Source organism: Pseudocitrobacter sp. CD920760 (assembly GCF_057782505.1).
In genome coordinates this window covers 3889619-3902060 of record NZ_CM173490.1, presented here as the reverse complement: position 1 = coordinate 3902060, position 12442 = coordinate 3889619, and the positions used below count along the sequence as shown (strand labels likewise).

Sequence of the window (12442 nt, the reverse complement as noted above, 5' to 3'; positions counted from 1 at the left end):
TCATGGCATACAGCGAAAAAGTTATTGATCATTACGAGAACCCGCGCAACGTTGGCTCCTTCGACAACAGCGATGATAGCGTGGGTAGCGGCATGGTTGGCGCGCCAGCGTGTGGCGACGTGATGAAGTTGCAGATTAAAGTCAACAATGAAGGTATCATTGAAGACGCGCGTTTCAAGACCTACGGCTGCGGTTCCGCCATCGCATCCAGCTCGCTGGTTACCGAATGGGTAAAAGGCAAGTCTCTGGACGAAGCGCAGGCGATTAAAAACACCGACATCGCAGACGAACTTGAACTGCCGCCAGTGAAAATTCACTGCTCTATCCTGGCAGAAGACGCGATTAAAGCCGCCATTGCGGATTACAAAAGCAAACGTGAAGCAAAATAAGAATTGAGGTTTTGTTATGTCGATTACATTGAGCGACAGTGCAGCAGCGCGAGTCAATACCTTCCTGGCCAACCGCGGTAAAGGGTTTGGTCTGCGTCTGGGCGTGAGAACTTCCGGCTGCTCGGGTATGGCGTATGTACTGGAATTTGTTGATGAACCTGCGGCAGAAGATACCGTGTTCGAAGACAAAGGCGTGAAGGTGGTGATCGACGGTAAAAGCCTGCAATTCCTCGACGGCACTCAACTGGACTTCGTCAAAGAAGGCCTGAACGAAGGGTTTAAATTCACTAACCCGAACGTCAAAGATGAGTGCGGTTGCGGCGAAAGCTTTAACGTGTAACTGAACGTCACCAACCCCACCGCAGGCCATCTGTGGGTGGGGTTTTGTTTTATTTACCCTGAGATTGTTATGGATTACTTCAGCCTCTTCGGGTTACCCGCCCACTATCACGTCGATACTCAGGCCCTTGCGACCCGTTTTCAGGATCTGCAACGTCAGAACCATCCCGACAAATTCGCCAGCGCCAGCGCGGCCGAACAACTCGCTGCGGTGCAACGTTCCGCAACCATCAATCAGGCCTGGCAAACGCTGCGTCATCCGCTGCTGCGCGCAGAATATCTCCTGTCGCTGCACGGTTTTGATTTAGCCAGCGAGCAGCACACGGTGCGCGATACCGCCTTTCTGATGGAACAACTGGAACTGCGCGAAGAGCTGGACGAGATTGAACAGGCGAAGGATGAAGCGCGTCTGGAAGGGTTTATTAAACGCGTCAAAGCGATGTTCGACACCCGCCATCAGCAGATGGTGAAAGAATTAGACGATGAAGCGTGGGAGACGGCGGCGGATACCGTGCGTAAACTGCGTTTTCTCGATAAACTGCGCAGCAGTGCTGAACAACTCGAAGAAAAACTGCTCGACTATTAATTTCGGAAGCTCAATATGGCCTTATTACAAATTAGTGAGCCTGGTCTGAGTGCCGCGCCGCATCAGCGTCGTCTGGCGGTTGGCATCGATTTAGGCACCACCAATTCTCTGGTTGCGACGGTCCGTAGCGGTCAGGCGGAAACACTGGCTGACAGCCAGGGTCGTCACCTGCTGCCCTCTGTTGTCCATTACCAGGCGCAGGGCCACGTCGTGGGTTATGACGCGCGCGCCAATGCCGCGCAGGACCCTGCTAACACCGTCAGTTCCGTCAAACGCCTGATGGGCCGCTCGCTGGCCGACATTCAGGCGCGTTACCCGCATTTGCCGTACCAGTTTGAGGCGAGCGAAAATGGCCTGCCGATGCTGGTTACTGAGGCCGGTGTGCTGAACCCGATTCGCGTCTCTGCCGATATCCTTAAAGCGCTGGCGGCGCGGGCGACTGAATCGCTCGCCGGTGAACTCGACGGCGTAGTGATCACCGTTCCGGCTTACTTCGACGATGCACAGCGTCAGGGCACCAAAGACGCCGCGCGTCTGGCGGGCCTGCATGTGCTGCGTCTGCTTAACGAACCGACCGCTGCGGCAATTGCCTATGGCCTGGATTCCGGTCAGGAAGGCGTGATTGCCGTGTATGACCTGGGCGGCGGGACATTTGATATCTCTATTCTGCGCTTAAGCCGCGGTGTGTTTGAAGTGCTGGCGACGGGCGGTGATTCTGCGCTCGGCGGCGATGACTTCGACCACCTGTTGGCCGATCATATTCGTGAACTGGCGGGCATTGCCGATCGTAGCGATAACCGCGTGCAGCGCGAACTGCTGGATGCCGCTATTGCCGCTAAAATCGCCCTGAGCGATGCTCAGAGTGTGACGGTTGAGGTTGCAGGCTGGAAAGGCGAGATCACTCGCGAACAGTTTAACGACCTGATTTCCGCACTGGTTAAACGCACCCTGATGGCCTGCCGTCGCGCGCTGAAAGATGCGGGCGTGGAAGCGGATGAGGTGCTGGAAGTGGTGATGGTCGGTGGTTCAACGCGTGTTCCGCTGGTGCGTGAACGCGTGGGTGAATTCTTTGGCCGCACGCCGCTCACCTCTATTGACCCAGATAAAGTCGTTGCCATTGGCGCGGCGATTCAGGCTGATATTCTGGTGGGTAACAAGCCAGACAGCGAAATGCTGCTGCTGGATGTTATTCCGCTGTCGCTCGGTCTGGAAACGATGGGCGGCCTGGTGGAGAAAGTGATCCCGCGTAACACCACTATTCCAGTGGCGCGCGCGCAGGAGTTCACCACCTTTAAAGATGGTCAGACGGCGATGTCTATTCACGTGATGCAGGGCGAGCGCGAACTGGTGCAGGATTGCCGTTCGCTGGCCCGTTTTGCGCTGCGTGGTATTCCGGCGCTGCCGGCGGGTGGGGCGCATATTCGCGTCACCTTCCAGGTGGATGCCGACGGGCTGTTAAGCGTCACCGCGATGGAGAAATCCACCGGGGTGGAATCCTCAATTCAGGTCAAACCGTCCTACGGTCTGACCGATGGTGAAATCGCCACCATGATTCAGGATTCCATGAGCTACGCCGAGCACGATGTCAAAGCCCGTATGCTCGCGGAGCAAAAAGTAGAAGCAGCACGCGTACTGGAGAGTTTGACCGGTGCTCTGGCCGCCGATGCCGCGCTGTTAAGCGCCGCAGAACGTCAGGTGATTGATGAAGCCGCTGCGCATCTGAGCGCGGTAGCTGAAGGCAATGACACTGACGCCATAGAACAAGCCATTAAAAACGTTGATAAACAAACCCAGGAATTCGCCGCTCGCCGTATGGACCAATCTGTCCGTACTGCGCTGAAAGGCCAATCCGTGGACGAGGTTTAATATGCCAAAGATTGTTTTTCTGCCCCACCAGGACCTGTGTCCGGATGGCGTAGTTGTGGAAGCTGAGACCGGTGAAACCATTCTGGATGCTGCGCTGCGTAGCGGTATCGAGATTGAACACGCCTGCGAAAAATCCTGTGCCTGCACCACCTGCCACTGCATCGTGCGTGAAGGTTTTGACTCTCTGCCGGAAAGCACTGAAGACGAGGACGATATGCTGGATAAAGCCTGGGGGCTGGAACCGGATAGCCGTCTGAGCTGTCAGGCGCGCGTCACCGACGAAGATCTGGTGGTCGAAATTCCGCGTTACACTATTAACCACGCACGCGAGCACTAACAGAGGATAGTATGGGACTGAAGTGGACCGACAGCCGTGAAATCGGCGAAGCGCTTTACGACACCTTCCCGGATACCGATCCGAAGACCGTGCGCTTTACTGACCTGCACCAATGGATTTGCGACCTTGAGGATTTTGATGATGACCCTCAGGCATCAAATGAAAAAATCCTTGAGGCAATTCTGCTAGTCTGGTTAGACGAAGCTGAATAAGTCACATATCGGGCTGCCTTCGGGTGGCCCGTTTACTAATAAGGATAACTAAAATGACCGAAGCGATGAACATTACGCTTACCACGCAGCCCGCCGATGCGCGCTGGGGCGAAAAAGCGACTTATAGCATTAACGATAATGGAATCTCCCTGCACCTGACCGGTAAGGACGACCTGGGCCTGATTCAGCGCGCGGCGCGTAAAATTGATGGTCTGGGTATTAAACACGTGGCGCTGACCGGCGAAGGCTGGAGCACCGACAGCGCGTGGGCCTTCTGGGCCGGCTATAAGGGGCCGAAAGGCACGCGCAAAGTGGAATGGCCGGAACTGGATGACGCACAGCGTCAGGAACTGGATAACCGCCTGACTATCATCGACTGGGTGCGAGACACCATCAACGCCCCGGCGGAAGAGGTTGGCCCGTCACAACTGGCGCAGCGTGCGGTTGATCTGCTGTGCAGCGTGGCTTGCGATCACGTCTCTTATCGCATCACTAAAGGCGAAGATCTGCGCGAGCAGAACTACATGGGGATTCACACCGTAGGCCGTGGCTCTGAGCGCGCACCGGTGCTGCTGGCGCTGGACTACAACCCAACCGGCGATAAAGAAGCGCCGGTCTACGCCTGCCTGGTCGGCAAAGGCATCACCTTCGATTCCGGCGGTTACAGCCTGAAACAAAGCGCGTTCATGGACTCGATGAAGTCCGACATGGGCGGCGCGGCAATGGTCACTGGCGCGCTGGCGTTTGCGATCACCCGTGGTCTGAACAAACGTGTGAAACTTTACCTGTGCTGCGCCGACAACATGGTGAGCGGCAACGCCTTCAAACTGGGCGATATCATTCACTATCGCAACGGTAAGAATGTCGAAGTGATGAACACCGATGCGGAAGGTCGTCTGGTGCTGGCCGATGGTTTGATCGACGCCTCTGCGCAGAAACCGGAGCTGATTATTGATGCAGCTACCCTCACCGGCGCGGCGAAAACTGCGCTGGGTAACGATTATCACGCGCTGTTTAGCTTCGACGATGGCCTGGTCAATCGTATGATGGCGAGCGCGGCGGCGGAAAACGAACCGTTCTGGCGCCTGCCGCTGGCGGAGTTCCACCGTAATCAGTTACCGTCCAACTTTGCCGAGCTGAACAACACCGCGAACGCCACCTATCCGGCGGGTGCAAGCACCGCAGCGGGCTTCCTGTCTCACTTCGTTGAAAACTATCACCAGGGCTGGCTGCACATCGACTGCTCCGCTACCTATCGTAAAGGCGCGGTAGAGCAGTGGGCTGCCGGGGCGACCGGGCTGGGCGTGCGCACGATTGCGAATCTGCTGACAGCGTAAGCCGGATAAGCGCAGCGCCATCCGGCAAATAACGGCGGGGGCGCTTCGCTTGCCCGCCCTACATGTTTTTTTATCTGTGATTCTTATGTCCGAAACCAAAAACGAATTAGAAACTCTGCTTGAACAGGCGGCGACCGAACCGGCGCATCGCCCTGCGTTCTTCCGCACGCTGCTGGAATCCACCGTTTGGGTGCCCGGCACAGCGGCGGAAGGCGAGCAAATTGTGGAAGACAGCGCGCTCGATTTACAGCACTGGGAAAAAGATGACGGAACGTCCGTCATTCCGTTTTTCACCTCGCTGGAAGCCTTGCAGCAGGCTGTGGAAGAGGAACAGGCGTTCGTGGTAATGCCCGTTCGCACGCTGTTTGAAATGACTCTCGGCGAAACGTTGTTCCTCAACGCCAAACTGCCGACCGGGAAAGAGTTCACTCCGCGCGAAATCAGCCATCTGATTGGTGAAGAGGGAAACCCGCTCAGTACCCAGGAAATTCTGGAAGGCGGCGAATCGCTGATTCTCTCCGAAGTGGCGGAGCCGCCCGCGCAGATGGTGGATTCGCTCACCACGCTGTTTAAAACCATTAAACCGGTGAAACGCGCGTTTATCTGTTCAATCAAAGAGAGCGCAGAAGGCGAGGCGAACCTGCTGATTGGTATTGAAGCCGACGGGGATATTGAAGAGATTATTCACGCCGCAGGCAGCGTGGCAACGGATACGCTACCGGGTGATGAACCGATTGATATCTGTCAGGTGGTAAAAGGGGAGAAGGGTATCAGCCACTTTATTACCGAACATATCACCCCGTTCTACGAACGCCGCTGGGGCGGATTCCTGCGTGATTTTAAACAGAATCGGATTATCTAAGTTTGAGGAAGGCCGCCCCGAAGGGCGGCATCCTGGCTTACCTGCCCATTACATTGATTGCGTTGCGAAAAGCGTAGCCTGAAAGATCCCAGTCTTCGTTAACGTGAGCAAACAGCGTGCTGGTTACAATAAGCACGATACAAACGTATCGTTTCATTGCGCGGTCCATGCAAAGACCGCATCACGGCAGCACCACTGGCGATAATGACGCGATAGCAAGTACTGGGGGTACCTGCGCATACGGCCACGGAACGACCTTCCCTTAAGCCAGTGCCCGTTTGCGAGACGGCGGAAAGGGCCGAGTAAATAATACTCTCTTTTTGCAAGGTTATTCCATAAGTGGACTTGACTTCAGCGCTCTGAAAACGGATTATTTCCCCACTGGGGAGTACCTGCGTTGCTTTCGCAACACAACCCGCTGGAAAGGCCGCGAACCAGACCAGCAATAAAAAAACCGCCTTTTTATGGGCGGTTTTTTTATTGCTGCAATGCGGGTTATTTCACCGGCTCAACCGGCAAGTCATCGCGTGCGCCCCATTCGCTCCAGGCGCCGTCATACAGCGTCACATCATCGGCTTCCAGCGTCGCCAGAGCCAGTACAACCACTGCCGCCGTTACGCCGGAACCACAGCTGGCGACGATTGGGCGGGTGAGGTCAACGCCTGCGCGGTCAAAAATCGCGGTTAATTCATCAACGGTTTTCAGCTCACCGTTGAAGACTAAATCGCCCCACGGCACGTTACGTGCCCCGGGAATGTGCCCACGACGTAAGCCCGGGCGAGGTTCGTCAACTTCGGCGTTAAAGCGTGGTGCCGGGCGGGCATCGACGATTTGCGCAGTGCCTTCGTGGCTAATTAGCAGCACGTCGGTCAGGCGCTTAATTTTCTGTGCGTCGAATTTCACCTCGAAGTCGCCTTCGACCATATCGACATTACCCTGCTCAAGCAGGTAATCATCGCGTTGCCAGCCCGCTAATCCGCCAGCCAGAATTGAGACTTTTTCAGCGCCAAATGTACGCAGCATCCACCAGGCGCGTGGTGCGGAGAAGAGATTACCTTCATCGTACACCACCAGATGTTTATCGCTGCTGACGCCCAGTTCACGCATAGCAACCGCGAAGGCTTCCGGGCGCGGCATCATATGCGGTAGCGGGGTGGTATGGTCTGAAAGCGCTTCAATATCAAAGAAAAGAGCATCAGGGAGATGACCGTCGCGGTATTCTGCGGCCATATCACGATGTTCCTGCCCCGGCGGCGCCATGCGCGCATCGATAATCTGAACTTCCGGGTCGTTAATGTGTTCTGCCAGCCAGTCGGCGGCGACAAAGAAAGAGGTGCTCATATGGGCCTCCATTTATCAGTTGTAAAAGAATTGTCGGCGTTTTGCCGGGCAGTGACAAGTTAATGACTCCAGGTATGTGATAACACCGAATAAGTTACTGAATAAATAATTCGGAAAAAGACCGCAATTTAAACGTCCGGAGAGGTGGTAAAACGCTGTTCACGCGTAATACTATTGAGCATTCATGACAAACAGGCTCCAGAGCCAGAGGTTCTAAGGATGAAACCCTTCCGTTTGGCGGCACTTGCGCTGCTTGCCGCGTCGACGCTTGCCGGCTGTGATAATAACGATAAAGAGAAAACCGTTGCGCCTGCACCTGCAGCCACAACGTCTACCCCGGCGACGCCTGCTCCCGCAAAACCTGATAGCGCGATGTTAGCCAAACTGGCTCAACAGAGCGAAGGAAAGGCCTTAACTCTGCTGGATGCCTCGGAAGTGCAGCTTGAAGGCGCGTCGGCGCTGGTGCTCACGTTCTCAGTGCCGCTCGATCCCAATCAGGATTTCGCCAAAACCGTGCATGCCGTCGATAAAAAGAACGGCAAAATTGACGGTGCCTGGGAGCTTGCCCCGAATCTGAAAGAACTGCGTCTGCGGCATCTGGAGCCAAAACGCGAACTGATTGTGACCATTGATCCTGAACTGGTTGCCGTGAATAAAGAGACGCTGGGCAAAGGCGTCGAAAAAACAATTTCTACCCGCGATATTGCGCCAACGGTCGGTTTTGCCAGCCGTGGTTCGCTGCTGCCGGGCAAAGTGGTGGAAGGGTTGCCAGTGATGGCGCTCAACGTTAACAACGTCGATGTCAACTTCTACCGCGTGAAGCCGGAGTCGCTGGCCTCGTTTGTCAGTTCGTGGGAATACCGTAACTCGCTGAGCAACTGGGAATCTGACGAACTGCTGAAAATGGCGGATTTAGTCTACACCGGGCGCTTCGATCTCAACCCGGAGCGTAACACCCGCGAGAAACTGCTGCTGCCGCTGAAAGATATCAAACCGCTGCAACAGTCCGGTGTATACATCGCGGTGATGAATCAGGCCGGGCACTATAACTACAGTAATGCCGCCACGCTCTTTACCCTGAGCGATATCGGCCTTTCCGCGCACCGCTATCACAATCGTCTGGACGTCTTTACCCAAAGTCTGGAAAACGGCGCGGCGCAGTCGGCGGTCGATGTACAACTGCTGAATGAAAAAGGGCAAACTCTGGCGCAGGCGAACAGCGATGCGCAGGGGCACGCCACGCTGCAAACCGATAAAGAAGCGGCGCTGGTGCTGGCGCGCAAAGATGGCCAAACCACGCTTCTCGATCTCAAACTCCCGGCGCTCGATCTCGCTGAATTCGCCATTGCCGGCGCGCCAGGTTACAGCAAACAATTCTTCATGTTTGGCCCGCGCGATCTCTATCGTCCAGGTGAAACCGTCATCCTTAACGGCCTGCTACGCGATGGCGATGGCAAACCGCTGGCGGAACAACCGGTCAAAATCGACGTGGTGAAACCCGACGGCCAGGTGGTGCGCAGCGTGGTCAGCAAACCGGTGAACGGTCTGTATCAGTTGAACTATCCACTCGATAGCAGCGCGGCGACCGGGATGTGGCATATTCGCGCCAACACCGGTGATAACCAGCGCCAGGAGTGGGATTTCCACGTTGAAGATTTCATGCCGGAACGTCTGGCGCTTAACCTGAGCGCCGAGAAAACCCCGCTGGCACCAGAAGATGATGTGAAGTTTGGCGTTGTCGGTTACTACCTCTATGGCGCACCGGCCAATGGCAACACCTTACAGGGCAAACTGTTCCTGCGTCCGCTTCGTGATGCCGTTGCCGCGCTGCCGGGTTTCCAGTTTGGCGATATTGCGGAACAAAATCTCTCGCGCAGTCTGGATGAAGCCAGCCTGACGCTGGATGAAAAAGGGCGCGGGGAAGTGACTATCTCCAGCCAGTGGCAGGAAGCACATTCCCCGTTGCAGGTCATTTTACAGGCCAGCCTGCTGGAATCCGGTGGCCGCCCGGTGACGCGTCGCGCCGAACAGGCTATCTGGCCGGCGCCGGAACTGCCGGGTATTCGCCCACAGTTCGCCAGCAAAGCAGTATATGACTATCGCACCGATACCACGGTGAATCAGCCGATTGTTGACGAAGACAGCCAGGCCGCATTTGATATCGTTTATGCCAACGCGCAGGGCGAGCGCAAAGCGGTAGAAGGCTTACAGGTTCGCCTTATCCGTGAGCGTCGTGACTACTACTGGAACTGGTCAGAAGACGAGGGCTGGAAATCCCAGTTTGACCAGAAAGACCTGGTGGAAGGCGAAGAGAGCCTTAATCTGAAAGCCGATGAAACTGGCAAGGTCAGTTTCCCGGTTGAGTGGGGCGCCTATCGTCTGGAAGTGAAAGGGCCGAACGATACCCTGAGCAGCGTACGTTTCTGGGCCGGATACAGCTGGCAGGATAACAGCGATGGCAGCGGCGCGGCGCGCCCGGATCGCGTGACCATGAAGCTGGATAAACCGTCCTATAAACCGGGCGATACCATCAAGCTGCACGTAGCCGCTCCGGCGGCGGGCAAAGGTTATGCGATGGTGGAATCGAGCGAAGGCCCGTTGTGGTGGCAGGAAATCACCGTTCCGGCGGAAGGGCTGGATCTCACCATTCCGGTGGATAAAAGCTGGAATCGTCATGACCTCTATTTGAGCACGCTGGTGGTGCGTCCGGGTGACAAATCCCGTTCCGCCACGCCAAAGCGCGCGGTCGGCGTACTGCATCTGCCGCTCGGCGATGAGAACCGTCGTCTGAATATCGCTCTTGATGCGCCTGCGAAAATGCGCCCGAATCAGCCGTTGACGGTGAAAGTGAAAGTTGACCGTAAAGAGGGCGCAGCGCCGAAACAAGTGAACGTGCTGCTTTCGGCGGTGGACAGCGGCGTGCTGAACATTACTGATTACACCACGCCCGATCCGTGGCAGGGCTTCTTTGGCCAGAAACGCTACGGCGCGGATATTTATGATATCTACGGCCAGGTGATTGAAGGGCAGGGTCGTCTGGCGAGCCTGCGCTTTGGTGGTGATGGCGACGAACTGAAACGCGGCGGTAAACCGCCGGTTAACCACGTCACCATTATCGCGCAACAGGCCCAGCCGGTAACGCTCGATGAAAACGGCGAAGGCACCGTCACGTTGCCGATTGGCGATTTCAACGGCGAGCTGCGCGTGATGGCGCAGGCGTGGACCGATGAAGATTTTGGCAGCAGCGAAGATAAAGTGGTGGTTGCCGCGCCGGTGATTGCTGAACTGAACATGCCGCGCTTCCTGGCGGGCGGCGATACCGCGCGTCTGACGCTGGATATCACTAACCTCACGGATAAACCGCAAACGCTGAACGTACAGCTAGCGGCGAGCGGGTTGATTCAGCTGGAAGGCGCGCAGCCTGCGCCGATTACGTTACAGCCGGGCGTGCGCAATATTCAGTTTGTGCCGGTAAGCGCGAAAGAGGGTTTTGGCGACGGTCAGGTGGATATCACGGTAAGTGGCCTGACATTACCGGGGGAAACGTTGCCGCCGGTCAGTAAATCCTGGAAGCTGGGCGTACGCCCGGCCTTCCCGGCGCAGACGGTGAACATGGGGGCTGCATTGCAACCCGGCGAAAGCTGGAATGTGCCGCCGGACTCTCTGGCGAATTTCTCTCCGGCAACGGTTCAGGGGCAACTGCTGCTGAGCGGTAAGCCGCCGCTGAACCTGGCGCGCTATATCCGCGAGTTGAAAGCGTATCCGTATGGTTGTCTGGAGCAGACCGCCAGCGGTCTTTTCCCATCGCTATACACCAATGCGGCGCAGCTCAAAACGCTCGGTATTACCGGCGACAGCGATGAGAAACGTCGCGCGGCGGTAGATGTGGGAATTTCACGGATGCTGCAAATGCAGCGTCAGGATGGCGGTTTCGCCCTGTGGGATAAAGAAGGCCCGGAAGAGTACTGGCTGACCGCCTACGCGATGGACTTCCTGGTGCGCGCGGGCGAGCAGGGTTACAGCGTACCGGCAGACGCCATCAACAAAGGCAATAACCGTCTGCTGCGTTATCTACAGGAGCCGGGGCTGATGACCCTTCGCTACAGCGATGACGTTGCCGCCAGCCGCTTTGCCGTTCAGGCTTATGCCGCGCAGGTGCTGGCGCGTCAGCAGAAAGCGCCGCTCGGCGCGCTGCGCGAAATCTGGGAACGTCACGCGCAGGCGAAATCGGGCCTGTCGCTGATGCAACTGGGCGTGGCATTGAAAGCGATGGGCGATGCGCCGCGTAGTGAAGAAGCCATTCAACTGGCGCTGAAAACGCCGCGTGCCGACACGCCGCGCTGGATTGGTGATTACGGCAGCGCGCTGCGGGATAACGCGCTGATGCTGGCGTTGATGGAAGAGAACAAACTGCTGCCGGATGCGCAAAACACGCTGCTGCAAACGCTCTCTGAGCAGGCGTTCGGAGAGCGTTGGTTATCCACGCAGGAGAGCAATTCGCTGTTCCTGGCGGGTCGCGGTCTTGCTGATTTACCGGGCAACTGGCAGGCGCAAACGTCGCTGGATGCCGCGCCGTTGCAGAGCGATAAAGCACAAACCCGCAATCTGGATGCGGACCAGTTAGGCGCGTTGCAGGTGACTAATAGCGGCACGCAGCCGCTGTGGTTGCGCCTCGATGCCACCGGGTACCCGGAATATTCGCCAGAGCCGGTCAGTAACGTATTGCAGATTGAACGCCAGATCCTCGGTACTGACGGAAGGCCGAAAGCCATCTCGTCACTGCGCAGCGGTGACCTGGTGCTGGTGCGCCTTGAGATCAACGCCAGCCAGAACGTACCGGATGCGCTGGTCGTTGATATGCTGCCTGCCGGGCTGGAGCTGGAAAATCAAAACCTGGCAAACAGCAGCGCCAGCCTTGCGGATAACGCAGGCGAAGCGCAGAACCTGATCAACCAGATGCAACAGGCGGATATTCAGCATATGGAATTCCGCGACGATCGCTTTGTGGCGGCCGTTGCCGTCAATGAGAACCAGCCGGTCACGCTGGTTTATCTGGCGCGTGCAGTGATGCCGGGTACTTATCAGTTGCCGCAGCCGCAGGTGGAATCGATGTATGTGCCGCAGTGGCGCGCGACCGGCCAGGCGGATGGCCCGCTGATCGTCACGCCGTAAG

General features: G+C 56.8%; 10 protein-coding genes. 9 read left to right on the top strand and 1 reads right to left on the bottom strand.

The annotated features are described in order from the left end of the window. Nucleotides 1-2 precede the first annotated feature (2 nt). The 8 genes from iscU (at nucleotide 3) to sseB (ending at nucleotide 5928) form a co-directional block, all read left to right on the top strand. Nucleotides 3-389: a Fe-S cluster assembly scaffold IscU gene (iscU, locus tag AC1MKH_RS18250; RefSeq protein WP_004866383.1), complete on the top strand. Its 387-nt coding sequence runs from the start codon at nucleotides 3-5 to the stop codon at nucleotides 387-389. Nucleotides 390-405: 16 nt separating this feature from the next. Further along, nucleotides 406-729 (top strand): iron-sulfur cluster assembly protein IscA, encoded by a 324-nt coding sequence (iscA, locus tag AC1MKH_RS18245; protein WP_004104506.1) that lies wholly within the window; start codon nucleotides 406-408, stop codon nucleotides 727-729. Between the two features lie 69 nt (nucleotides 730-798). Then, the gene (hscB, locus tag AC1MKH_RS18240) at nucleotides 799-1314 is read left to right on the top strand and encodes a co-chaperone HscB (RefSeq protein ID WP_276219391.1); all 516 of its coding nucleotides are present in this window, start codon (nucleotides 799-801) and stop codon (nucleotides 1312-1314) included. 15 nt (nucleotides 1315-1329) lie between these two features. Continuing rightward, the gene (hscA, locus tag AC1MKH_RS18235; protein ID WP_327621902.1) at nucleotides 1330-3180 is read left to right on the top strand and encodes a Fe-S protein assembly chaperone HscA; all 1851 of its coding nucleotides are present in this window, start codon (nucleotides 1330-1332) and stop codon (nucleotides 3178-3180) included. Nucleotide 3181: 1 nt separating this feature from the next. Then, nucleotides 3182-3517 (top strand): ISC system 2Fe-2S type ferredoxin, encoded by a 336-nt coding sequence (gene fdx / locus AC1MKH_RS18230; RefSeq protein WP_015963427.1) that lies wholly within the window; start codon nucleotides 3182-3184, stop codon nucleotides 3515-3517. Nucleotides 3518-3528: 11 nt separating this feature from the next. Next, entirely contained in the window at nucleotides 3529-3729 is a 201-nt protein-coding gene (gene iscX, locus AC1MKH_RS18225; RefSeq protein WP_015963428.1) for a Fe-S cluster assembly protein IscX, read from the top strand. A 53-nt stretch (nucleotides 3730-3782) separates the two neighbouring features. Further along, nucleotides 3783-5066, top strand: a complete 1284-nt coding sequence (gene pepB / locus AC1MKH_RS18220; protein ID WP_276219396.1) for an aminopeptidase PepB — start codon at nucleotides 3783-3785, stop codon at nucleotides 5064-5066. Between the two features lie 85 nt (nucleotides 5067-5151). Further along, the gene (sseB, locus tag AC1MKH_RS18215) at nucleotides 5152-5928 is read left to right on the top strand and encodes an enhanced serine sensitivity protein SseB (protein WP_276219398.1); all 777 of its coding nucleotides are present in this window, start codon (nucleotides 5152-5154) and stop codon (nucleotides 5926-5928) included. Nucleotides 5929-6423: 495 nt separating this feature from the next. Here sseB and sseA read toward each other — a convergent pair whose 3' ends face one another. Beyond that, on the bottom strand, nucleotides 6424-7269 hold the full coding sequence (gene sseA, locus AC1MKH_RS18210; protein WP_276219400.1) for a 3-mercaptopyruvate sulfurtransferase: 846 nt from the start codon (nucleotides 7267-7269) through the stop codon (nucleotides 6424-6426). A gap of 219 nt (nucleotides 7270-7488) precedes the next feature. Here sseA and AC1MKH_RS18205 point away from each other — a divergent pair, with 219 nt between their 5' ends. Further along, on the top strand, nucleotides 7489-12441 hold the full coding sequence (locus AC1MKH_RS18205) for an alpha-2-macroglobulin family protein (protein WP_276219402.1): 4953 nt from the start codon (nucleotides 7489-7491) through the stop codon (nucleotides 12439-12441). The last annotated feature ends 1 nt before the right edge of the window (nucleotide 12442 follow it).

Bases quoted from the DNA above. Each gene is read 5' to 3' on its own strand.
- iscU (WP_004866383.1), top strand. From the start codon at position 3: ATGGCATACAGCGAAAAAGTTATTGATCATTACGAGAACCCGCGCAAC.
- iscA (WP_004104506.1), top strand. From the start codon at position 406: ATGTCGATTACATTGAGCGACAGTGCAGCAGCGCGAGTCAATACCTTC.
- hscB (WP_276219391.1), top strand. From the start codon at position 799: ATGGATTACTTCAGCCTCTTCGGGTTACCCGCCCACTATCACGTCGAT.
- hscA (WP_327621902.1), top strand. From the start codon at position 1,330: ATGGCCTTATTACAAATTAGTGAGCCTGGTCTGAGTGCCGCGCCGCAT.
- fdx (WP_015963427.1), top strand. From the start codon at position 3,182: ATGCCAAAGATTGTTTTTCTGCCCCACCAGGACCTGTGTCCGGATGGC.
- iscX (WP_015963428.1), top strand. From the start codon at position 3,529: ATGGGACTGAAGTGGACCGACAGCCGTGAAATCGGCGAAGCGCTTTAC.
- pepB (WP_276219396.1), top strand. From the start codon at position 3,783: ATGACCGAAGCGATGAACATTACGCTTACCACGCAGCCCGCCGATGCG.
- sseB (WP_276219398.1), top strand. From the start codon at position 5,152: ATGTCCGAAACCAAAAACGAATTAGAAACTCTGCTTGAACAGGCGGCG.
- sseA (WP_276219400.1), bottom strand. From the start codon at position 7,269: ATGAGCACCTCTTTCTTTGTCGCCGCCGACTGGCTGGCAGAACACATT.
- AC1MKH_RS18205 (WP_276219402.1), top strand. From the start codon at position 7,489: ATGAAACCCTTCCGTTTGGCGGCACTTGCGCTGCTTGCCGCGTCGACG.